Source organism: Micromonospora globbae, assembly GCF_036184225.1.
Classification (GTDB): domain Bacteria; phylum Actinomycetota; class Actinomycetes; order Mycobacteriales; family Micromonosporaceae; genus Micromonospora; species Micromonospora globbae.
The window spans coordinates 5,576,072-5,598,039 of the sequence record NZ_CP108084.1; the positions used below are offsets into that span (position 1 = coordinate 5,576,072).

Here is a 21,968-nt window from a genome sequence, read left to right on the forward strand (position 1 = left end):
CCCGGTCATCCGCGAGACGTACGGCCGCGCCGGGTAATGAGGGGCCGTGCTCGACCCCGGTCCCGTCCCTACAGACGCAGCGCGTCGGGCGCGTGCAGGCGGAGCATCGTGGCGCCGATGTCGGCCGGCACCCGGCGGCGGGAGGCGATCGACACCAGCACGGTCACCGTGAAGGCCAGCGGCACCGTCCACGCGGCCGGCTGTGCGAACAGCACCGCCGGCCAGCCGGTGAGCGGCGGGCCGACCACGGTCACGAGCACCGCCGCGACGGCGGCCCCGCCGCCGACCAGCACGCCGGCCGCGGCGCCGAGGTCCGTCAGGCCGCGCCACCAGATGCCGAGCACGAGCAGCGGGCAGAAGCTGGACGCGGCGACGGCGAAGGCGAGCCCGACCACCTGCGAGACGTCCAGCCCGGAGACGTTCAGCGCGAGGACCGCCGGCACCGCTCCGGCGATCACCGTGGCCAGCCGGAACCCGCGCACCGACCCGCGGCCGAGCACGTCCGTCGAGATCACCCCGGCCACGCTGGTGAGCAGGCCCGACGAGGTGGAGAGGAACGCCGCGAACGCCCCGGCCGCGACGAGCGCGGCGAGCAGCCGGCCGGTCGTCCCGCTCCCGAGGGCCGCCTCCGGGAGCAGCACCACGACCGCGTCGGTCTGGCCGGTGACGAGCAGTTGCGGGGTGTAGATCCGGCCGAGCACCCCGTAGATGGTGGGGAGGAGGTAGAAGACGCCGACCAGCGCCAGCACGACGAGGGTCGTACGTCTGGCCGCCGCGCCGTTCGGGTTCGTGTAGAAGCGCACGAGCACGTGCGGCAGCCCCATGGTGCCGAGGAACGTGGCGAGGATCAGCGAGTACGTGGCGAACAGCCCCCGGTCGTCGTCGCCGGCCGTGCTCGGCAGCAGCCAGTCGGAGGCGTCGGTGGCCACCCCGCTCACCTCCGGCACCGGGTCGCCCGGCGCGAAGGACAGCGTCTCCCCGGCGCGTACCTCACGGACCTCGCCGTCGGGGAAGGTGAGCGTCGCGGGGTGCTCGACCACGACGGCGGTCGCCGTCCGGAAGATCGGCCCGTCCGGCGGGGTCACGGCGGGACGCGCGTCGGCCTGCCACTGGAGGGCCAGGAAGACCGCCGGTACGGCGAGCGCGGTGAGCTTCAGCCAGTACTGGAACGCCTGGACGAACGTGATGGCCCGCATACCGCCCAGCGCCACGTTCGCCGTGACCACCACGGCCACCAGCACGGCGCCCACCGGGTACGCCGACCCGGTGACCGTCGAGAGGGTCAGCCCGGCGCCCTGCAACTGCGGCACCAGGTAGAGCCACCCGATGAAGATCACGAATGCGGTCGCCAGGATGCGCAGCCGCCGCGAGCCGAGCCGCAGCTCGCAGAAGTCGGGCAGGGTGAACGCGCCGGAGCGGCGCAGCGGCGCGGCCACGAAGAGCAGCAGCGCGAGGTAGCCGGCGGCGAAACCGACCGGGTACCAGAGCACGTCGACGCCGTACTTGAGGATCAGCCCGGCGATGCCGAGGAACGACGCGGCCGACAGGTACTCCCCGCCGATCGCGGCCGCGTTCCAGGTGGGGCTGACCACCCGGGAGGCCACGAGGAAGTCCGAGGTGGTCCGGGCCAGCCGCAGGCCGTAGAAGCCGATGCCGACGGTGAGCAGGGTGACCGCGACGATGGCCGGGATGACGAGGGCGTTACCCACCTCAGCGCTCCGGCCGCTGGACCAGGTCGGTGAAGTCCTGCTCGTTGCGCTCGGCCAGCCGCACGTACGACCAGCCGACGCCGATGAGGAACGGGAAGCTGACCACGCCGAGCAGCAGCCAGGGCAGCTTCACCCCGAGGACGGTGACCTCGCTGACCGAGGGGGCGATGGCGAACAGCCAGGGCAGCCCGCCGAGCGCGATCATCACGACGAGTGAGAGTCGCAGCGCCAGGGCGAGCTGCGCCCGGACGAGCCCCCGGACGAGCGCCTCACCGACGCGGGTCTGCTGGGCCAGTTCCGTCCGCGTACGGTCGGCCCGGTCCTCGCGGCGCGACACCTCGGCCAGCACGATCCGTGCCCGTGGCTGCGGCACCGGCGGCCGCCCGCCGTGCTCGGGACGCGCCGGGTCCGGCGCCCCGGGCCGCTCGGCGGCTCCGGGCACCGGCCTGTGATCGTCGGCGGCCACCCCGGCAGTCTCGCCGGATCGATGGGAATGTCAAGGGTGCGGCGGTCACCAGCGGGGGACGATCAGGCACGAGGCGTCCGGTGGCCGTACCGGCTGGTCGGCCAGCAGCCGCCGGGCCCGCGCCCGGCCCAGGTTGGCCGAGCGGAGGTCGTCCTCGTCGAGCTCGACGGCGATGTCCCGCAACGCGCAGGAACGCAGCGGCTCCGGGAGCCGGGCCAGTGCCGGTGCCGCGTCGGCCGAGAGCGAGGCCAGGTAGCGCACGTCGAGCCGTCCGGTCTGCCGGTACCGGTCGACGTTGCGGTCGGCGATCAGGTGGTCCGGGTTGACCGCGGCCAGTCCGAGCAGCGCCAGCACGGCGGTGCCCAGCACGAGCTGCGGCAGCCACCGTGCCCGCAACCGGACCGTGGCGACCCCGACGAGCACGAAGAGCAGCCCGAGCCAGATCTCGACGGCGGCCACCACCAGCCGCAGCCGGGTCGCGCCGTACGCCTCGGCGTACACGTGCATCCGGTAGAGCGCGGACGCCACCACGACGAGGCTGAGCAGGGTGAGCGTGCCGAGCAGGGCACGGATCAGCAGCCGGTCGGCCCGGGTGGCGCGGGGAGCCCAGCGGGCCGCCCCGGCGATCACCAGCAGGGTCAGCCCGGCGATCACGAGCAACTGCCAGAAGCCGCTGCGGGCGTACTCGGCGTAGGTGAGGCCGGCGGTGCGCAGCACGTGCGCCGAGCCACCGAAGAGCACGGTGAGCTGGACGAGCACGAAGGCGGCGAACAGGGCGTCGAGGACGACGAGGGGCGCCGCCCACTCCAGCCGGCGGACCGGCCGGGCCGGTGCCGGGCGCACGTCCAGGTCGGGGGGCCGGGCCAGCAGGTACGCGGCGCCGAGCAGCACCGCGCCGGCGAGCGCGAAGCGCAGCACCCAGGGGACCACCCCGGACGGCGAGACGTCCGGCAGCAGGTCCGCCACCAGGCTGGCGAAGATGGCGTCGGCGGACGCGAACAGCAGGCCGAAGAGCACGAGCAGGGCGATCGACACGGCGAGGGTAGCCAGCCCGCGGCCGATCCCGCCCGGGCGGGCACGGTGCAGTCCCCGCGCCGCCCACGGCAGCGCCCGGAGCGCCGCCGAGGGCGGGAACACCACGGACAGCAGCATCCCCAGCGGCGTACGGGCACCGGTGAGCGCGAGCGTTCCGGTCATGATCGCGGCGAGCAGGCAGAGGGCGAAGAGCCAACCGGCGGCCCGCATCGTCCCGACGCCGACCAGGGCGACGGTGGCGGCGGCCCAGACCAGCCGGGCCGCCCGACCCGGTGCCCCCGTGGCACCGGGGCGGGCAGCCGCCTCATCGGGCTCCGTTGCCGGTTCGTCGCCCCCGGGCGACCGGTCCCGCGCGAGCGCGGCCGGCCCGGCGGGCGGCCGGTCCTCGGCCGGGACCGCGGGGCCCGACGGCTGGTCCCGGGTGGATCCCGGAGGTCGCCGGTCGGGAGCCGGCGCGGTGGAGCCGGCCGGTGGCGGGCCCTCGACGGAAGCGGCGGATGGCAGCGCCTGGGCGGCCTCGGCGGTCGGCGGCTCTTGGGCGGCCTCGGCGGTCGGCCGCTCGGCGGCGGCCTCGGCGGTTGGCGGCTCGGCGGCGGAGTCGGTGGGTCCGGTGGTGGCCGGTCCGGGAGCGGGCGGACGCTCCTCCCGGAGCGGTTCGGTGAATGTGGTGGGTCCGCTCCGGCCCGGCCCGGCCGGCCGTGGATCCGCCGCCGGCCCGGGCGGTGCCGTGGCCGGGGCCGAGGCGGTGCGGGCGCGGGTCGTGGCGGTGGCGGCGAGTGCGCCGACGGCGGCCAGGGTGGCGATCGTCCAGCCCAGCCCCGGCCCGTCGAGGGGAACGGTGGAGGCGGCGACGGCGGCTGCGGCGCCGACCGCGCCGAGCAGCACCGGGTGGGGTGCGCGGTCGAGAGCGGGCCAGCGGCGCGCCAGCGCCGAGGGCGGTGCCGGCGGCGCGGGCGGCCAGGCCGCGGGCCGCCCGTACGGGTCGAGCGGCGGCCAGCCGGGACGGCCCGGCCAGGCCGGTGGGTGGGCGACGGGAGCCGGGCCGGCGGCCGTGACCCCGGCATGGAACGAGCCGGCGGCCATGACCCCGGCATGGAACGAGCCGGTGGCGGTGGCTCCGGCATGGACCGGGCCCCCAGTGACCGCTCCGGCATGGACCGGGCCGGTGGCGGTCGCTCCGGCGTGGACCGGGCCGGCGGTCGCTCCGGCGTGGACCGGACCCGGGGGTGGCGGAGCCGGCGGACCGTCGGTCGGTCCGGACGGGTCGGTCCCGCCCGCTGACCTGTCGGCCGGCGTCGGGTCGGGCGGGGTGGTCATGCGGCCTCTCCTCGGATCGTTCCTGGGGCGGGTAGCGACACCTGGATGCGGCAGCCGGTGCCGGTGGCGGGGTCGAGCACCTGGATGCGACCGCCGTGCAGCTCCACCACCCACCGGGCGATCGCCAGGCCGAGCCCCGTCCCGCCGCCGGCGGCCCGGTCGCCGCGGGTGAACCGTTCGAAGACCCGGGAACGCTCGGCCGGCGGGATGCCCTCACCCTCGTCGCTCACCTCGAAGCGGATCTCGCCCGGACCCGCCTCCGCGGACACCCGCACGATGCCCCCGGCGGGGCTGTGCCGGGCGGCGTTGTCCAGCAGGTTCGCGAAGAGCTGGTGCAACCGCCACGGGTCGCCGTGGACGCTCAGCGGCTCCGGCAGGTCGGGCGGACGGAAGGTGACGTCCCGGCCCGCGCCGGCGGCCGTCGCCGTGGCGTTCTCGACCACCTCGTCGAGGAAGTCGGCCACGTCGATCCGTACGCGGCGCAGCGGCACGACGCCCGCGTCCAGGCGCGAGAGGTCGAGCAGGTCGGCCACGAGGTGACCGAGCCGTTCGGTCTGCGCGAGCGCGGCCCGCAGGGCGGCGGGTTCCGGCTCGGCGACGCCGTCGACCATGTTCTCCAGCACGCCCTGGAGCGCGGTGATGGGCGTACGCAGCTCGTGCGAGACGTTGGCTATCAGCTCGCGGCGGCGCTGGTCGGCGGCGTGCAGGTCCTCGGCCATCTTGTTGAACGCATCGGCCAGCTGGCCGACCTCGTCCCGGGAGGTGGCGCGGACCCGCCGGGTGTAGTCGCCCCGGGCCATCGCCCCGGCGGCGGCCGTCATCTCCCGCAGCGGTGAGGTCATGCCGTGCGCCAGCACCTGCGAGGTGACCAGCGCGAGGCAGATGGCCGTCGCCGCCGTGCGGGGCGGGAGCCAGCCGATGCCGTACCAGAAGTAGCCGACCCCGGCGGCGCCCGAGGCGACGAGCAGGACGCCGAGCTTCACCTTGATCGAACGGACCGGGTCGAGCGGGCGGGGTAGCAGATCCAGGGCCTGGCGCACCCGCACCCGCAGGGTGCCACTGGTCACGCCGGGACCTCCAGCGCGTACCCGACACCGTGGACCGTGCGGATCAGGTCCGCGCCGAGCTTGCGGCGCAGGGCCTTGACGTGGCTGTCGACGGTACGGGTGCCGGAGCCCTCGGCCCAGCCCCAGACCTCGGCGAGGAGGCGTTCCCGGGGCAGGACGGTCCGGGGCCGGCCGGCGAGGTACACGAGCAGGTCGAACTCGGTCGGCGTCAGGTGCACCTCGGCGTCGCCCCGACGGACGCGCCGCTCCGACTGGCGGATCTCGACCTCGCCGAGCCGCAGGGTGGGTGGGGCGGTGTTTCCGGCGGCCCGCTCCACGCGGCGCAGCAGCACGTGCACCCGGGCGGCCAGCTCGCGCATCGAGAAGGGCTTCGTGAGGTAGTCGTCCGCCCCGACGGCGAGCCCCACCAGCAGGTCGGTCTCGTCGTCGCGGGCGGTGAGCATCAGCACGGGCACCGGCCGTTCGGCCTGGATCCGCCGGCACACCTCCAGGCCGTCGAAGCCGGGGAGCATCACGTCCAGGACGACGAGGTCGGGTTGCCGCGCCTCGAACGTGGCGACGCCGCCGGGGCCGTCCCCGGCGACGTCCACGGTGAATCCCTCGGCGCGGAGCCGGGCGGCGACGGCGTCGGCGATGGTCCGCTCGTCCTCGACGACCAGGATCCGGCGTTCCCTCATGGGTCACGACTGTAGGGAGCCGGCGTGGAGATCGGTGGGGCGCGTTGTGAATAACCTGTGGAGAACGCGTCACCCCTGTGGATAACCCGGTGGAAACGCCGGGCGGAGGGCGGGCCGACGGTACCGGCCCACCCCCCGCGCCCGCGTACGCGCGCCCACGGGGTCCGTGGGGATCAGCTCAGGCCGATCCGCTCCGGGCGCGCGGACGCCGAGCCGAGCCAGGTGTGCGGGTTGCCGTACCAGCACCAGCCGAGCTTCGGCGCGCCCTGGCTGATCCAGAGCGCCGGCACCCGCTTGTCGCCGCAGCGGGAGCCGACCAGCGAGAAGCACTTGTTCTTCGCGAGCGCCTCGGGGTGGAGCGTGACGAAGGCGAGCCCCTCGTCGATGGTGATCGGCAGCCGGTCCTGACCGGTGATGACCTCCATGGCGGCCGACGGGGCGAGGTTCAGGGTCTCTTCACCGCGGTCGACGTCGAAGAGCAGGTACGCGGGCCCCTCGGGCACCTCCAGTTCCTTGATCGGGTCGAAGCGGGCCAGGTCGCCCTCGGCGTAGTGCCGGTCGAGGAAGCCCTGCTTGCGCTTGCCCGCCAGCGTGGTGAGCGCGAGCCGGTCCTCGACCGGCACGAGGTCACGGGTGATGACCAGCAGGAACGGCACCCGCGCCTCGGTCGGGGCGGGGAGCCCGGCCGCGCCGGTGACGGCCACGGCGCGCAGCGGGTGGACGAGGGTCCGGAAGTCGTCCTCGGTCATCCCGGCCAGCTTCGGGTAGCCCAGCTCCACCAGGCGCGCCACCTGGCGGTCGAACTCGGTCGCGGCATCGTACGGGGCGTCGGTCACTGTCACGGCGGCTCCTTCGATATCGTACGGCCTACCGTACAGCGTACGACCAAGCGCTCCTATTCCCGCCGGTTCCAGTCCTGTTTCGCGGCGCGCACCAGCTTGTCCTTCAGCTCCCGGGTGTGCCGCCGGCTCACCGGCAGCTCCGTGCCGTCGATGACCACCACGTAGCCCGAGTTGACCAGCCGCAGTTCGGCGATCAGCTTCAACTGCACGAGGTACGACCGGTGGATCCGGACGAAGCCCGCGTCCGCCCAGCGTTCCGCCAGCGTGGCCAGCGAGACCCGGACGAGGTGCGAGCCGTCCGCCGTGTGCAGCCGCGCGTAGTCGCCCTGCGCCTCGACCCAGCGGACCGCCGAGCGGGGCAGCATCCGGGTGGTGCCGGCCAGCTCGATGGGGATGGTCGGATCCTCCTCGGCCCGGGCCAGCGCGGCCGGGTGCGATGGCACCACCCGAGAGCCGATCACCCGGCGCAGCGACTCGGCGAGCCGGTCGGCGCGGACGGGCTTGCGCACGTAGTCCGTGGCGCCCAGGTCGAACGCGTCGACCGCGCCGTCGTCGTACGCCGTCACGAACACGATCGCCGGCGGTCGGGCGAACCGGCGCAGCACCCGCGCCAGCTCCATCCCGTCCAGGCCGGGCATCCGGATGTCCAGGAAGACCACGTCGACGTCGCCGTCGCGGAGCAGCCGCAGCGCCTCGGTGGCGTCCCCGGCGGTGTGCAGCCGGGCCACGCGCGGGTCGGCCCGCAGGTGGTACGCCAGCTCGTCCAGCGCCGGCGGCTCGTCGTCGACCGCCAGCACCCTCAGGAAACCGGACGCGTTCACGGCGTTCACCCCCGTCGGTCGCCCGCTGCGTTCGTTCACGAACCCGCCCGTACGCCCGGATGGAACTTCGGCACCCGCATGCTCACCTTCGTGCCCGAGCCGAGCCCGGTCTCCACGACCAGGCCGAAGCCGTCCCCGAAGACCGACCGGAGCCGCTCGTCGACGTTGGAGAGGCCGACGTGCTGCCCGGAGTCCTCCCCCGGGTCGCCGGCGCTGCGCGCCAGCTCCGCGATGCCGGCCGTCAGCGTCGTCGGATCCATCCCCACCCCGTCGTCCTCCACCGTGATGTGGCACTCGGCGCCGGCGTCCCGCGCCTCGATGCTCACCATGCCCGTGCCCGGCTTGCGGGACAACCCGTGGCGGACCGCGTTCTCGACCAACGGCTGGAGGCAGAGGAACGGCAGCGTCACCGGCAGCACCTCGGGGGCGATCTGCAGGCGCACCTGGAGGCGGTCACCGAACCGGGCGCGTTCGATCGTCAGGTAGCGGTCGATGGACCGCAGCTCCTCGGCGAGCGTCGTGAACTCGCCGTGCGCCCGGAACGAGTACCGGGTGAACTCGGCGAACTCCAGGATCAGCTCGCGGGCCCGCTCCGGGTCGGTCCGCACGAACGAGCCGATCGCGGTCAGCGCGTTGTAGATGAAGTGGGGGCTGATCTGGGCCCGCAGGGCGCGGATCTCGGCGCGCGCCAGCCGTTCGCGGGACGAGTCCAACTCGGCCAGGGCGAGCTGGTTGCCCGCCCAGTGCGCGGTCTCCAGCGTCGCCTGCACGAGACCCGGCGCCGGCGGGCCGTCGGCGACCGCGACCAGGGCGCCCGCCACCCGCCCGTCCGCACCGGTGAGCGGGGCGACCACCGCGCCCCGGACCGGGCAGTCGACCCGGTCGCACCACAGCTCCGACTCGCCCAGCACCGTCGAGCGCCCGGCCGCCACCGCCCGCTGGGCCGCGGCCAGCAGCTGCTCGCCGTGGTGGGTGCCGCGTCCGTCGAGCGCGAGCAACCTCTCCCGGTCGGTGAGCGCCAGGCCGGGCGCGCCCACGAGGGCCCGCAGATGGCGTACGGCCTTCGCCGCGCCCGCCTCGCTCAGCCCCGCCCGCAGCGGCTCGGCGGCCAGCCCGGCGGTGTGCAGCACCTCGTACGTGGCCCGCTGGGTGGCGGTGGCGATGCCCCGGCGGGCGCGTAGCCGGCCGACCGCGTACAGGGCCGCGGCGAGCGCGCTGACGAGGGAGACGACACCGAGAACCGCCGAGAGGTTGCCACCCACGCCTGGAATCCTGGCGGTTGGCGGGCGGCGGCGCCAGACGCCGTCAGTACGCGCCCTTGCGGGCGAGCACCACGCCGACCGTCCGCCAGAGGATGCTGAGGTCGTACGCGAGGGACCAGTTGTCGACGTAGTAGAGGTCCAGGCGGACCGCCTCGTCCCAGGAGAGGTCGGAGCGGCCGGAGACCTGCCAGAGCCCCGTCATGCCGGGACGCACCAGCAGCCGCCGGCGCACGTCCCCGAGGAAGTCGCCGTCGTCCGCCGGCAGCGGGCGGGGCCCGACCAGCGACATCTCCCCGCGCAGCACGTTGATCAGCTGCGGCAGCTCGTCGAGCGAGGAGGCCCGCAGGAAGCGGCCCACGGGGAAGACCCGCGGATCCTGCTTGATCTTGAACAGCATGCCGTCGGTCTCGTTCTGGTCGACCAGGCTGGCCAGCCGTTCCTCGGCGTCGACGTACATGGTGCGGAACTTCCACACCCGGAACGTGCGCCCCTCGTGCCCCACCCGCGGCTGGCGGAAGAACACCGGCCCGGGGTCGGAGATCTTGATGGCGATCGCGATGGCCACGAACACGGGGATCAGCAGCAGCAGCCCGAGGGCCGCGGCGACCCGGTCCATGAGGTTCTTGGCCAGCAGCGCCGGACCCGACAGCGTCGGCTCCTCGACGTGCAGCAGCGGCAGGCCCTCGATGGGGCGGATGTGCACCCGGGGACCGGCGATGTCGGTGAGCTGCGGCGCCACCACCAGGTCGACGCCGGAGCCCTCCAGCTGCCAGGCCAGCCGGCGCAGCTCGCCCGGTTCGGCGCTCGCCGAGCCGCACACCGCGATGGTGTCCCCGCCGACCTCCCGCACGAGGGCGAGCACGTCGCGCCCCGCGTACACGGGCACGGGCGTCCGGATGCCGCGGGACGCCGCGTAGCCGTCGGTGAGGTGGATGGCGACCGGGACCAGCCCGGCGGCGGGGTTGCGGGTGACCGCCGTGTAGACCTCCAGGCACTCGGGCAGGGTGCCGACCAGCACCATCCGGTGGCCGCCCTGGCCGATGTTGCGGCGGATCACGTGCAGCACGAAGCGGGCGAGGATGCGGCCGAGCAGGATCAGCAGCAGCGCACCGAGCAGCGCGGTGCCGACCGTGTAACGGGACAGGTCGGTCTTGGTGGCGAACGCCAGGAAGGAGACCGTCGCCGCGACCGCGACGCCGGCCCGGATCACCCGCTTGAACTCGTCCGGGCCGAGCCCGAGGTAGCGCCGGTCGTACGCCCGGTTGCCCCAGAGGATGACCACCCAGCCCAGCGGGAGCAGCACGAACGCCACCGTGAAGAACCAGGTGGGGTCGTTCTTGGCGTTGTAGAAGCCGGCGCGGGCCTGGTCGAAGGTGTGGATCGCCGTGAAGCTCGCGAACACGGCCGCCGCGAAGTCGAGGAACAGCAGGATGGCCGTGTAGGGACGATGCCAGCGGGAGACCCGCCGGCGAGCCCGGGCCCATGCCGACCGGGGTACGCCGTTGTGCGACGGCGGAGTCGGCGGCTGGATCTCGAAGCTGTCGACGTGCCGCACGAGTCTGCTCCGGCCTGTGTTGGTTACCGGGCGCTGGAGGCTTGCCGTCACCTCACCCATGTCCTCCCGCATGACGCGCGCCGCTCACTCGCCGTGAGGGGCACGGGTCGCCCACCGTCCCAGTCTCCCACGTGGGCCCGATCGGCCGCCGGACCCGAAGGACATTTCGCGCCCGGTGGTGCCGGCGGGATCTGGCCGGCTCCACTGCTCATCAGAAGCCGGGGACCGGGCCACTATACCGATGGATGACCCCGTTGGTAGAACCGCCGAGCGGGACACTGGCGCATCCCCGGCCGATTCCGCTCCGTAACCGGCAGTGTCGTTACTCACCGTACGAGCCGGGACAGCCGACGGTCAGCGAGCGGCTTGCCTCCGGTCTGACAGGTCGGGCAGTACTGGAGGCTCGAGTCGGCGAACGAGACCTCCCGGACCGTGTCCCCGCACACCGGGCAGGGCAGCCCGGTGCGGGCGTGCACCCGCAGGCCCGAGCGCTTCTCGGCCTTCAGCTCCGCCGCCCGCTGGCCGAGCGACCGGGTCACGGCGTCACCGAGCACCTGCCGGGTGGCGGCGTGGAGGGCGGCCAGTTGCTCGTCGGTCAGCCGGTCGGTGAGCGCGAACGGGGAGAGCCGGGCCGCGTGGAGGATCTCGTCGGAGTACGCGTTGCCCACCCCGGCCAGCACCGCCTGGTCGGTGAGCACCCCCTTCACCTGGCCGCGCCGGCTGCGTATCCGCTCGGTGAAGGTGGGCAGGTCGGCCGTCAGCGCGTCGGGGCCGAGCTTGGCCACCCCCGGCACGGTGGCCGGGTCGGTCACCAGGTACGCGGCGAGCTTCTTCTGGGTGCCGGCCTCGGTGAGGTCGAAGCCCGAGCCGTCGTCGAGGCGTACCCGCAGCGCGATCGGGCCCTTCCCGGGGCGCAGCGGCGCCCCGCCGGGGAACGCCTCCCGGTAGTGCAGCCAGCCCGCCCGGGCCAGGTGGACCACGAGGTGCAGGTCGCCGTCGAGGACCACGTCCAGGAACTTGCCGTGCCGGCGCGCGTCCACCACCGATCGCCCCGTCGCCGCGCTCGGCGGCGGGTCGTACGTCTTCAGGGCGCTGATCGCGGCGACCTCCAGCCGGTCGACCCGACGGCCCACCGCCCGCTGGCGCAGGTAGCCCGCGAGCGCCTCAACCTCCGGTAGTTCGGGCATCAGCCAACGGTAGCCTTCTTTCCCGTGAGAATCGTGGTGGCGCACAACCGGTACCGGGAAGCCCAGCCGTCCGGGGAGAACACGATCGTCGACGCGGAGATCGCCCAGCTGACCGCGGCCGGCGTCGAGGTGCTGCCGTTCCTGCGCAGCTCGGACGAGATCCCCACGATGCCGCGTACGGCCAAGGCCCTGCTGCCCGTCTCACCCATCTACGCGCCGCGGGCGCAGCAGCAGCTGAGCCGGTTGATCGAGGAGCACCGGCCGGACGTGCTGCACCTGCACAACCCGTACCCCCTGCTCTCGCCCTGGGTGGTGCGCACCGCACACCGGCACGGCGTGCCGGTGGTGCAGACGGTGCACAACTACCGGCAGGTCTGCTCCTCCGGGCTCTACTTCCGGGACGGGGTGATCTGCCAGGACTGCCGGGGACGGGCGCTGGGCGTGCCGGCCATCGTGCACCGCTGCTACCGGGGTTCCCGGGCCCAGAGCGCGCTCATGGCCACCACCCTGGCCGTGCACCGGCCGACCTGGCGCTCGGTGGACCGGTTCGTGGCGCTCACCTCGGCGGTGGCCGACCACCTGCGGGACTACGGGATCCCCGACGAGCGGATCGTCGTGAAGCCGAACGGCATCCCGGACCCGGGCCGGCCCGCCCCGCTGGGCGACGGGTTCCTCTTCCTCGGCCGGCTCTCCCCCGAGAAGGGCCTGGACCTGCTGCTGGACGCCTGGCGCCGGCACCCCGACGGCGCCCTCGGGCCGCTGCGGATCGCCGGCGACGGCGAGCTGCGTCCGCTGGCCGAGGCGGCCGCCGCGGAGCGCGGCGACGTCACGTTCCTCGGCCCGCTCGACCGGGCCGGCGTCCGCGCCGCCCTCGAGGCGAGCGCCGTGGTGCTGGCCACCTCCACGTGGCACGACGTGCTGCCCACCGTGATCATCGAGGCGCTGGCCAGCGGCCGCCCGGTGCTCGGCACGGCGCTCGGCGGCATCCCGTACCTGGTCGGGGCCGACACTCCCCGGGAGCCCGCGGGCACCGGCCCGGCGCGGGTCGCCTCCGCCGTACCCGGCGACGGGAGGGCCACCCTGCCGACGGGGGCGGTGACGGGCGAGGCGGGCTGGGTGGTGCCGCCGGAGCCGGCCGCCCTGGCCGCCGCCCTGCCGCTCGCGCGGGCGGGCGCCGCGACGCTGTCGGCGGCGGCCCGCGCCCGCTACGAGCGGACCTTCCACCCCGACGTGGTCACCGGGCAGCTCGTCGACGTGTACGCCGGCCTGATGCGCGCCAAGACCCCGGCCACGCCCTGACCGGCCCCACACCAGTCGGCGGGAGCCGGGTCGGTGCGGGTCAGCGGAGGGAGGCGCGGGCGCTGAACGCGATGCTCGCCAGCAGGAAGCCGCCGTTGACGACGGTGAACGCCACCACGACCCAGAGCGCCAGGGCGGGGGCGAGCAGCAGCACCAGCGCGGCCACGAAGATCACCGCGCCGTAGTCGCGGACCAGCTTCACGAGGCGTACGGGCAGCGAGGTCGACGTGACCATGCTCGCCGCGTTCGGGCCGGCCTGCATCACCGAGGTGACCAGGTTGACCATCCACGTGCCGGCGAACGCCGCCACGAGCCAGGGCGGGGTCGACGGGTGCTGCGCCACGGCGGTCGCGCCGAGCGCCGCCACCAGGGCGATCTGGGCCGCCACGTCACAGAGCACGTCGACCCGGGCGCCCGCCGGGCTGCCCTGCCCGGTCACCCGGGCGAGCTGGCCGTCCGCGCAGTCCAGGGCGTACGCCACCTGCCAGCCGACCAGCGCGAGCAGCCCGACCACCCAGGCCGGGACGTCGCCGTCGGCCACCCGGCCGGCCAGCGCCACCACCGTGACCGACGTGGCGAGCCCCAGCACGAGGTTCGTGATCGTCAGAGCGGTCGGGCGCAGCCCCAGGCGGTGCGCGGCGACCGCGAACGCGGCGCCGAGCCATTGGCTGATCGATTCGCTGAACAGGCCGCCGCCCCGGTTCGTGCGGTGGAAGTCGGCGACGGTGGGACGGGACGGCTCAGCCGAGGTGGTCGCGGATCGCACCGGCGTAGTCTGCCAGCCGCGCCCGAACGTCGGAAGGCGACATCGCCAGGTGTTCGAGGATGGTGTATCGGTCCGGCCGGGTACGCGGGGCGAAGATCACCGCGTCGACGAACTGGTCGTCGGTCAGCCCGACCTCGGCCGGCGTGACCGGCAGGCGGTGCCGGGTCAGGCAGGACGCCATCTGCCCGAGTCGCTGCGTGTCGCCGCGCAGGAAGGTGCAGAAGAGCGCGCCCAGGCCGGCCAGCTCGCCGTGCGACGCCGTGCCGGGGAACAGCGCGTCGACGGCGTGCATGATCTCGTGGCAGCCGCCGCTGGACGGGCGGCTGGTGCCGCAGACGGCCATGGCCAGGCCGCTGGCGATCAGCGCCTCGGCGAGCACCGTCACGAAGGCGTCGTCGCCCATGTCGCCGGGGTGGCTGAGCACCGACTCGGCGGCCATCCGGGCCAGCGAGGCGGCGAGCCCGTCGACCGGCTCGCCGCGCACCTGCCGGGCCAGCTCCCAGTCGGCCAGCGCGCTGATGTTGCTCACCACGTCGCCGATGCCGGCCCGGTTGTGCCGCTCCGAGCCGCTCTCCACGAAGTCCAGGTCGACGATCACCGCGATCGGGATGTGCACCCCGTAGGAGCCCTTGATCCCGTCGGTGATGAGGCTGGCCACCGGGGAGGCGATCCCGTCGTTGGCCAGACTCGTGGCGACCGAGACCATCGGCAGGCCGCGACGGGTGGCCGCGTACTTGGCCACGTCGATGGTCTTGCCGCCGCCGATGCCGACCACCGCGTCGTACGAGCGGGCGCGCAGCTTTCCGCCCAGGTCGTCGGCGGCCTCCAGGGTGCCGCCCGCGGCCGTGAACACGTCGGCCGAGCCGAGCGAGGGCTTGATCAACTCGGCGATCCGCTCCCCCTGGCCGGGGCCGACCACCACGGCGACGTCGCCCCCGGAGGAGATGCGCCCGTCGGCCAGGATCGCCGCCAGGTCGGCCACCGCGCCCCGCCGCACGTCGATGTGCAGCGGGGTCAGGACGCTCCGGGCTAGTAGCGGCACGCGATCTCCCGGGCCCGCGCCAGGTCGGCGTGGTTGTCGACCTCCACCCAGGAGACGTCGCCGATCGGCGCCGCCCGCACCTCGCCGCCCCGGTCGGCGAACTCCTGGTAGCCGTCCTCGTAGTAGAGGTTGGGGTCGCGCCGCCAGGTCGTCTCCAGCGCGTCGGCGAGGGCGTCGGCCACCTGCGGCTCGATGAGCGTCGCGCCGATGTACTCCCCGTACGCCTCACCGGGGTCCATCATCTTCGTGATCCGGGTGAGCTGGCCGGCCGCGTCGAAGGTGGTCTTCATCTCCTCCTCGGCGAGCGGCTTGAGGGTGTCCACGGCCAGCAGGATGCCCGGCCCCCGCTCGGCCAGGAGGGTCTTCTCCACGCTCACCGGGTGCACGGTGTCGCCGTTGACCAGGAGCACGCCCTGGGCGAAGTACTCCCGGGCCAGCCAGAGCGAGTAGGCGTTGTTCCACTCCTCGGCCTTGTCGTTGTGCACGAGGGTCAGCCTGACGCCGTACCGCTTCTCCAGGTCGGCCTGCCGCTCCCGCACCGCGTCGGCCGCGTAGCCGACGACGATCACGATGTCGGTGAGCCCGACCTCGGCGAGGTTCCGCAACGCGATGTCGAGGATGGTGACGTCACCGTCCACCGGCACGAGCGCCTTGGGCAGGGTGTCGGTGTACGGGCGCAGCCGGCGTCCCGCCCCGGCCGCGAGCACCATCCCGATCATGCCGGCATCCTCCCTCGTACGACTCCGGTCACCGGTGGAGGATAGCGCCGGTGGCCCGGGTGCCTCCGGTCAACCGGGGTTCACCCCCGCCGCTCAGCCCGGCAGCGCCGCGAGGTCGGCGAGCATCGTCAACCGCTCGTCGGCGGTCAGCACCGTGTACGGGCCCGCCGCCCGGCGGTCCGTCTCCTGCTCGATGGCCAGCCGCTCCGGGCCGGGCGGCAGGGCCGTCACGCTCTGCGTGGTGTGCCCGGCGGCGGCCCAGGCCGCGGCGTACGCGTCGTCCCGGTGGTAGCGGAGCGTGCCGAGCCGGTTGAGCAGCAGCAGCGCGGGCGGTGTGCCGTCCGGCTCGTACGGCGGCGCCATCGCGGCGAACGCCGCCCCCGCCGATCCGGGCTGCTCCGCCCCGAGCACGAGCGCGTACGCGAGCATCCGCCCGAGCGCCTCGACGAGCCGGAGCACCCGCTGCTCGTGCCCGGCCCACAGCTCCGCGGTCACCTCGGCGTGCAACTGCCACAGCTCGCCGAGGAACGCGAGCCCCCGCTCGGTGGCGGCCACCCCGCCGTCCGGCCGGCGGTGCAGCATCCCGTACGCCACCTGCTTGTCCAGCGCCCGCCGGCACTCGGCCGGGTCCCGGTACCGGGTGGCCGCCGCGAACCCGGGGCCGTCGACCACGCCACCGGGCTCCGCCAGGCGGGTGCGGAACTCCACCAGGAAGCCCGTCGCCGCCGGCCCGCCGTACCGCTGGCTCACCTCGGCGCCGCCCCGCTCCCGGCCGGCGCGCATGCCGGCGTCGAAGGCCCGGTCGACCGCCGGGGCCACCAGCCCGGCGAACCGGTGCGGCGCCAGCTCGACGGTGTGGTTCACCGACCTGCCGCACGCAGGGCGGCGAAGGCCTCCTCCGCGATCCGGCGGATCAGGCCGTCGTTGACGTCCCGGTGCTCGTCGAGCAGGGCCAGATCCTCCTCGGCGAGCCAGCGGTACTCCGTGTGCTTGCCCGCCTCCAGCCGGGGCCGGTCCAGGTCGCCCTCGACCTGCACGAGCCAGTCGCTCTCGACGCGCTCCAGGCCGTCGTCGCCCACGTAGCGGTACTCGCCGACGGGCGCGAGCAGCCGCGAGAGCGTCCAGCCGGTCTCCTCGGTCACCTCGCGCCGCAGCGCGGCCTCCACGTCCTCGCCGGGTTCGAGGTGGCCACCGACCACGTCCCAGCAGTTGGGGAAGAGGCGCCGGTCGGGGGACCGGCGTTGGAAGAAGAGGCGGCCCTCGTCGTCGACGATGAGGGCGCCGGCGCAGCGCAGGGGCTCGGTGGACACGCCCCGACCCTAGCGAGCCGCACGGCGTGTCGGCGACGCCGGTCTTGTTCCCGTAACATCGACGGCTCACCATGTCCGTACCGGATGCCACCGTCCCACAGGGGTGATGCGTGATGCAGGTACGGGAAGCGATGTCGAGCCAGGTCCTCGTGGTCGGCCCGGAGCACACGCTCCGCCAGGCGGCCCGGATGATGTCCGCCCGCGGGGTCGGATCGGCGGTGGTGATCGACCCGGACTCCGAGGGCGTCGGCATCATGACCGAGCGGGACGTGCTCAACGCCATCGGCGCGGGGCTGGACTGCGACGTCGAGCGCACGGGCGCCCACCTGACGTGGGACGTCGTCTACGCCGGCCCGGACTGGACGCTGGAGGAGGCCGCCGCGGCCATGGCCCGGGGCGGGTTCCGGCACCTCGTGGTGCTCGACGGCCGCGAGGTGGCCGGCGTCATCTCGGTGCGGGACATCATGCGGGTCTGGGCGGCGAGCCGGATGGTGCCGGCGTCCTGACCGCAACCGGCGCGCCCGGGGACGGCACTCCGGGGCGAGGCCCGGCCCACGGAACGCGCCGGCCGGCGGGCGCAGCACGACCCGCTCGCCCTTCCGGTCCGACTTGCCGCACCGCGGGTTCGGCCGAGGTCACCCGACCCGGTGGCTCAGGATGCGGACATCGCCGTGCCGTCGGCGTACGCCCGGTGGCCGCCCGTACGCTCAACAGCCATGACCGCCGAGCAGCTGATCTCCTTCGCCCGTGGTGCGCCCTCGCTGGACATCGTCGATGTCGAGGGGCTCAAGGCCGCCGCCGTCCGCGCGTTCGACGCCGACCCCGCCGGGGTCACGGCGTACGGCACCTCCGTCGGCTACCCGCCCCTGCGCAGGTGGATCGCCGAGAAGCACGGGGTGGCGCCGGAGCAGGTGCTCATCACGAACGGTTCGCTCCAGGCCGACGCCTTCCTCTTCGACCACCTGGTCCGCCCCGGCGACGCGGTGGTGGTGGAGCGGCCCACGTACGACCGGACCCTGCTCAACCTCAAGCGGATGGGCAGCGAGTTGCACGGCGTCACCATCCAGCCGGACGGCCTGGACACCGCCGAGCTGCGCAAGCTGCTGGAGTCGGGGGTGCGCCCCCGGCTGGCGCACATCATCCCGAACTACCAGAACCCGGCCGGTGTGACGCTCTCGCTGGAGAAGCGGCGGGAGCTGCTCGACCTGGCCGCCGAGTACGAGTTCACGATCTTCGAGGACGACCCGTACGCGGACATCCGGTTCCGGGGCGAGCCGCTGCCGTCGATGCTTTCGCTGGACACGCGTGACGTCGTGGTCCACGCCTCCAGCTTCACGAAGACGGTCTGCCCCGGCGTCCGGGTCGGCTACCTGGTCGGGCCGGCCGACCTGATCGCGGACATCGCGAAGAAGGCGACGAGCCTCTACATCTCGCCGGGCATGGTCTCCGAGGCGATCGTGCACCAGTTCTGCGTGTCCGGTGAGATCGACCGCTCGATCGAGACCGTGCGGGCCGCGCTCGGTGAGCGCGCCCGCGTCCTGGCCGAGTCGCTGCGCCGGCACCTGCCGCAGGTTCGCTTCGTGGAGCCCGACGGCGGCTACTTCCTCTGGGTGGAGTTCCCCGAGGACGTCCTGGTGGACCGGCTCGCCCCGGCGGCGGCCGAGCGCGGCGTGGCCGTGGTGAAGGGCAGCGACTTCATGGTCGACGGCGGGCAGCACGCCCTGCGGCTCGCCTTCTCCGCGGTGACCGCCGACCGGATCGACGAGGGTGTACGCCGGCTCGCAGAAGCGGTGGAAGCGGTTCGCGGGTGAGTTTCTGTCGGATTCCCGACAGAATGGCGTTGCCGGCCGCCCCGGGACTCCCGCCCGGGCGGCCGGCGGGCCCACAATGCTGCGAGCGTCACTCACGACGTGTAGCCGAGGGCGTCCTCCGATCCTCGTCGCCGGTCGAGCCGGCAACGAGCGGGCCCGACCCTCGTCGCCCCGGTCGGAAGTGGCGTGACCAGCACAACCCCCGCCCCCACAGGGCGCCGGGTGGGCCGCGTCGTCCCCTCACCCCCCGATGCGACCCGGCCCGCCCGGCCCCGCTTCACGTACCGAGCCGTCACAGGCGGTGACGGACCGATCGGGCGTACCCTGCAATCCGGCCATCGAGGCCGACCGGCGCGACTCGCCGGGCGGCGGAGCGTGGAGAGGGGGCACGATGACGGATCGGGAGCAACGAGGCCGGATCTCCTCGCCGAACGGGGGGCGGCTGCCGCGACCGCGAGCCTGGGCGGCTCCGGTGCGGGCGATGACACGCATCCTGAGCACCGACGGCGCACCGCGCGTCCCCGAGCCCTCCCGCCCCGGTCGGGACGCGGTGGTCGACTGCGCGCTCTACGTCGACGGCAGGCGGCAGCCGGGCGACTGGACGTACGCCGAGGCGCTGGCCGCCGCCCGCCGGGAGGAGCACGCCTTCGTCTGGCTGGGGCTCCACCAGCCGGAACTGGAGCAGATGACCGCCATCGCGGCCACGTACGGGCTGCACGAGCTGGCCGTCGAGGACGCGGTGAAGGCGGCGCAGCGCCCGAAGCTGGAGCAGTTCGGCGACGTCAGCTTCCTCGTGCTGCGGACGGCCCGGTACTGCGAACACGGCGAGCTGACCGAGTCGTCCGAGGTGGTGGAGACCGGGCAGGTGATGCTCTTCATCGGCCCGAACTTCCTCATCAGCGTCCGGCACGGCGACGCGTGCCGGCTCGCGCCGGTCCGGGCCGACCTGGAGACCAAGCAGGAGCTGCTGCTCCACGGGCCGTGGGCCGTCGCGTACGCCATCACCGACCGGGTCGTGGACCTCTACCTGGAGGTCGCCGACCAGCTCGAGGACGACCTGGACCTGCTCGAGGCGCAGGTGTTCGACCGGAACGGCAGCGGCCGGATCCAGAAGATCTACCAGATGAAGCGCGAGCTGGTGGAGTTCAAGCGGGCCGTGGTGCCGCTGCAACGCCCCCTGCTGCGGCTGACGTCGGACGTCAACCGGGACGTGCCGAAGGAGATCCGGCGCTACTTCCGCGACGTGCAGGACCACCTCAGCCGCACGGTCGAGCAGGTGAACTCGTACGACGACCTGCTCAACTCGATCCTCCAGGCGCGGCTCGCCCAGGTCACGGTCGACCAGAACAACGACATGCGCAAGATCGCGGCGTGGGCGGCCATCGCGGCGGTCTGGACGGCCATCGCCGGCATCTACGGCATGAACTTCCGGTACATGCCGGAGCTGGAGTGGAAGTACAGCTACCCGTTCATCTGGGCCGTCATGGTGGCCTGCTCGTACATGCTGTACCGCTGGTTCCGCCGCAACGGCTGGCTCTGACCGCGAGCGGCGACCCGGCGCCCCGCCCCGCACGGCCGGCGCCCCGTCGCACGCCGGCGTCCCGGACGCGGAGGCGCCGGCGTAGCGGGATGCCCCCGCCTCGCCGGCGCTCCTCCACCGCGTCCGCGGTCAGCGACGCCCGTTGGTGCGGGCGGTGTCCTTGCCCATCGCCTTCGTGAGGTCGTCCGCCGGCCGGCCGGAGACGTCCGTGGCGCCGTCGGCCACCGAGGGAACCTTGTCGGTCGGCTGGACCTTCGCGCGGGTGCCCGTCGAGGTGGTGGAGGCGCTGTCGCCACCGGCCACCGCCGAGCTGCCCGCCCCGGTCGGGCCACCGCCCACAGCGGACGTACGGGAGGTCGTCGCGTCGGCCATCTTCGCGCCGGCCGGCGTCGACCGGGTCTGCACCTCGATCGTGTCGACCTCGTCCCGCATCGGCTCCAGCGTGCGGGTGGGGTCGTACTCCGCCCACTCCTGCTGTTCCCGGCGGCGCCGCGCGGCCATCATCCCGGCCACGCCGGCGATCGCGCCGGCGGCCAGCAGGCCCGTCATCATCCGGCCGCGGCGGCGCGGCTGCTTCTTCTTCCCGGTCATCCGCATGTTCCTCGACTTCGCCTTCCTGGTCATCGAACCCGCCTGCACGGCGCCGTCGCGGGCGGCCGCGGCGAGCGGTGCGAGCGAGGTGAGCGTGGTCCCCCAGCCGGTCGCGGCGCGGTCACGCAGTCTCGCCGCCGTCGGTCCGACATGGTCCCGGGCCGCCTGGACGCGCGGTCCGACCGTCGCGCCAGCGCCCTTGGCGGCGTACGTGGCTGCCTGCATCAGGTGACTGATGCCCTGGTTCAGCTCGGCCCTCGCGAGTTGCCTCTGGGACTTCCGCCGCCCCATTCCAAACACGGTCCCACCTCCTGGGAGTTGTTCCTCCGTCATCCTCCACCTTCGGATGCCTCCGTGATGCCAGATCGGGCACATGGGAGGATCCGCATGGAACTGACCAACGAGTGAGGAGTACCCGTGGCCGAGTCCATCTACGCCACCCTGCACACCAACGCCGGGCCGATCCGGCTGGAGCTCTTCCCGAACCACGCCCCGAAGACCGTCCGCAACTTCGTCGAGCTGGCGGAGGGGACGCGCGAATACATCGACCCGCGCACCGGCCAGCCGGGCAAGGGTCCGTACTACGACGGCACCATCTCCCACCGGGTGATCGCCGGCTTCATGATCCAGATGGGTGACCCGACCGGCACCGGCCGTGGCGGCCCCGGCTACAAGTTCGCCGACGAGTTCCACCCGGAGCTGCGCTTCGACCGGCCGTACCTGCTGGCGATGGCGAACGCCGGGCCGGGCACCAACGGCTCGCAGTTCTTCATCACCGTCGCCCCGACGCCGCACCTGAACAACCGGCACACGATCTTCGGGCAGGTGGCCGACGAGCAGTCGGCGAAGGTGGTCGACTCGATCGCCAACACCCCGACCGGCCCGAGCGACCGTCCGCTGCAGGACGTCGTCATCGAGCGGGTCGAGATCGAGCGGAACGCTGCCTGAGGCG

Annotated in this window: 21 protein-coding genes; 5 read left to right on the forward strand and 16 right to left on the reverse strand. The window is 74.0% G+C overall.

Going from position 1 to position 21,968, the window contains the following annotated elements; genetic code table 11:
* Window positions 1-68: 68 nt before the first annotated feature.
* From OG994_RS25255 to OG994_RS25300, 10 genes are all read right to left on the reverse strand, one after another.
* Complete coding sequence (locus OG994_RS25255; RefSeq protein WP_120331405.1) at window positions 69-1,709, reverse strand: sodium/solute symporter; 1,641 nt, start codon at window positions 1,707-1,709, stop codon at window positions 69-71.
* Between the two features lies 1 nt (window position 1,710).
* Window positions 1,711-2,082 (reverse strand): DUF485 domain-containing protein, encoded by a 372-nt coding sequence (locus OG994_RS25260; protein WP_120331448.1) that lies wholly within the window; start codon window positions 2,080-2,082, stop codon window positions 1,711-1,713.
* A 138-nt stretch (window positions 2,083-2,220) separates the two neighbouring features.
* Complete coding sequence (locus tag OG994_RS25265; RefSeq protein WP_328851171.1) at window positions 2,221-4,293, reverse strand: DUF4153 domain-containing protein; 2,073 nt, start codon at window positions 4,291-4,293, stop codon at window positions 2,221-2,223.
* A 230-nt stretch (window positions 4,294-4,523) separates the two neighbouring features.
* A complete protein-coding gene (locus OG994_RS25270; RefSeq protein ID WP_328851172.1) occupies window positions 4,524-5,594 on the reverse strand; it encodes a HAMP domain-containing sensor histidine kinase in 1,071 nt (356 codons plus the stop codon).
* Window positions 5,591-6,271 (reverse strand): response regulator transcription factor, encoded by a 681-nt coding sequence (locus OG994_RS25275; RefSeq protein ID WP_120331406.1) that lies wholly within the window; start codon window positions 6,269-6,271, stop codon window positions 5,591-5,593. The genes OG994_RS25270 and OG994_RS25275 overlap by 4 nt, the downstream gene beginning before the upstream one ends.
* A gap of 173 nt (window positions 6,272-6,444) precedes the next feature.
* Window positions 6,445-7,113 (reverse strand): DUF5701 family protein, encoded by a 669-nt coding sequence (locus OG994_RS25280; protein WP_240033183.1) that lies wholly within the window; start codon window positions 7,111-7,113, stop codon window positions 6,445-6,447.
* A 53-nt stretch (window positions 7,114-7,166) separates the two neighbouring features.
* Window positions 7,167-7,934 carry a LytR/AlgR family response regulator transcription factor gene (locus OG994_RS25285; protein WP_120331451.1) on the reverse strand — a complete coding sequence of 256 codons (768 nt, stop codon included), beginning with the start codon at window positions 7,932-7,934 and terminating at the stop codon, window positions 7,167-7,169.
* Between the two features lie 35 nt (window positions 7,935-7,969).
* Window positions 7,970-9,196: a sensor histidine kinase gene (locus OG994_RS25290; protein WP_328851173.1), complete on the reverse strand. Its 1,227-nt coding sequence runs from the start codon at window positions 9,194-9,196 to the stop codon at window positions 7,970-7,972.
* Between the two features lie 43 nt (window positions 9,197-9,239).
* Complete coding sequence (locus OG994_RS25295; RefSeq protein WP_120331409.1) at window positions 9,240-10,811, reverse strand: sugar transferase; 1,572 nt, start codon at window positions 10,809-10,811, stop codon at window positions 9,240-9,242.
* Window positions 10,812-11,077: 266 nt separating this feature from the next.
* Window positions 11,078-11,938, reverse strand: a complete 861-nt coding sequence (locus tag OG994_RS25300) for an Fpg/Nei family DNA glycosylase (protein WP_328851174.1) — start codon at window positions 11,936-11,938, stop codon at window positions 11,078-11,080.
* A 24-nt stretch (window positions 11,939-11,962) separates the two neighbouring features.
* On the opposite strand from OG994_RS25300, the gene OG994_RS25305 reads away from it, so the two are divergent.
* Window positions 11,963-13,237 carry a glycosyltransferase gene (locus tag OG994_RS25305; protein WP_328851175.1) on the forward strand — a complete coding sequence of 425 codons (1,275 nt, stop codon included), beginning with the start codon at window positions 11,963-11,965 and terminating at the stop codon, window positions 13,235-13,237.
* Window positions 13,238-13,277: 40 nt separating this feature from the next.
* Here OG994_RS25305 and OG994_RS25310 read toward each other — a convergent pair whose 3' ends face one another.
* The 5 genes from OG994_RS25310 to OG994_RS25330 all read right to left on the reverse strand — a co-directional run bounded on the left by OG994_RS25310 (window position 13,278) and on the right by OG994_RS25330 (window position 17,074).
* Window positions 13,278-14,003, reverse strand: a complete 726-nt coding sequence (locus OG994_RS25310; protein ID WP_328851176.1) for a CDP-alcohol phosphatidyltransferase family protein — start codon at window positions 14,001-14,003, stop codon at window positions 13,278-13,280.
* The gene (locus OG994_RS25315) at window positions 13,978-15,045 is read right to left on the reverse strand and encodes an iron-containing alcohol dehydrogenase family protein (RefSeq protein ID WP_120331413.1); all 1,068 of its coding nucleotides are present in this window, start codon (window positions 15,043-15,045) and stop codon (window positions 13,978-13,980) included. The genes OG994_RS25310 and OG994_RS25315 overlap by 26 nt, the downstream gene beginning before the upstream one ends.
* Complete coding sequence (locus OG994_RS25320; RefSeq protein ID WP_328851177.1) at window positions 15,033-15,764, reverse strand: phosphocholine cytidylyltransferase family protein; 732 nt, start codon at window positions 15,762-15,764, stop codon at window positions 15,033-15,035. Before OG994_RS25320 ends, OG994_RS25315 begins: the two co-directional genes overlap by 13 nt.
* A 93-nt stretch (window positions 15,765-15,857) precedes the next feature.
* A complete protein-coding gene (locus tag OG994_RS25325; protein ID WP_328851178.1) occupies window positions 15,858-16,628 on the reverse strand; it encodes a hypothetical protein in 771 nt (256 codons plus the stop codon).
* Window positions 16,625-17,074 carry an NUDIX domain-containing protein gene (locus tag OG994_RS25330; RefSeq protein ID WP_120331416.1) on the reverse strand — a complete coding sequence of 150 codons (450 nt, stop codon included), beginning with the start codon at window positions 17,072-17,074 and terminating at the stop codon, window positions 16,625-16,627. The genes OG994_RS25325 and OG994_RS25330 overlap by 4 nt, the downstream gene beginning before the upstream one ends.
* 113 nt (window positions 17,075-17,187) lie before the next feature.
* On the opposite strand from OG994_RS25330, the gene OG994_RS25335 reads away from it, so the two are divergent.
* From OG994_RS25335 to corA, 3 genes are all read left to right on the forward strand, one after another.
* A complete protein-coding gene (locus tag OG994_RS25335; RefSeq protein ID WP_328851179.1) occupies window positions 17,188-17,580 on the forward strand; it encodes a CBS domain-containing protein in 393 nt (130 codons plus the stop codon).
* Between the two features lie 210 nt (window positions 17,581-17,790).
* Window positions 17,791-18,885 (forward strand): aminotransferase-like domain-containing protein, encoded by a 1,095-nt coding sequence (locus tag OG994_RS25340; protein WP_120331418.1) that lies wholly within the window; start codon window positions 17,791-17,793, stop codon window positions 18,883-18,885.
* Between the two features lie 391 nt (window positions 18,886-19,276).
* A complete protein-coding gene (gene corA / locus OG994_RS25345; RefSeq protein ID WP_120331419.1) occupies window positions 19,277-20,425 on the forward strand; it encodes a magnesium/cobalt transporter CorA in 1,149 nt (382 codons plus the stop codon).
* 129 nt (window positions 20,426-20,554) lie between these two features.
* On the opposite strand, the gene OG994_RS25350 is transcribed toward corA, so the two are convergent.
* Entirely contained in the window at window positions 20,555-21,349 is a 795-nt protein-coding gene (locus OG994_RS25350) for a hypothetical protein (protein WP_328851180.1), read from the reverse strand.
* 84 nt (window positions 21,350-21,433) lie between these two features.
* Here OG994_RS25350 and OG994_RS25355 point away from each other — a divergent pair, with 84 nt between their 5' ends.
* Window positions 21,434-21,964: a peptidylprolyl isomerase gene (locus OG994_RS25355; protein WP_120331421.1), complete on the forward strand. Its 531-nt coding sequence runs from the start codon at window positions 21,434-21,436 to the stop codon at window positions 21,962-21,964.
* Window positions 21,965-21,968 lie beyond the last annotated feature (4 nt).